Annotated in this window: 1 protein-coding gene; it reads left to right on the top strand. The window is 68.3% G+C overall.

Going from position 1 to position 205, the window contains the following annotated elements:
* On the top strand, positions 1–205 hold a 205-nt coding region (locus JOY50_RS28965), incomplete at both ends, for an Ig-like domain-containing protein (protein WP_243056222.1).

Genomic DNA, 205 nt, shown 5'->3' on the forward strand with positions numbered 1-205 from the left:
TGGTGCAGACCGACCCGAGCGGCAACGCTTCCGTGGCAGTGGAGTACGACGTACCGCTGACCACCGCGCCAGACAGCCCGAGCAACCTGGCCATCGATGCCGACGGCACCACCCTCACCGGTTCCGCGCCTGCCGGTACTCGCGTGGAGGTGCATGACGCCAACGGCACCCTGATCGGCAGCGCCATCGCCAATGCCGATGGCAC

Origin of the sequence: Pseudomonas sp. BP01 (assembly GCF_022760795.1) — a bacterium.
Lineage (GTDB): Bacteria > Pseudomonadota > Gammaproteobacteria > Pseudomonadales > Pseudomonadaceae > Aquipseudomonas > Aquipseudomonas putida_Q.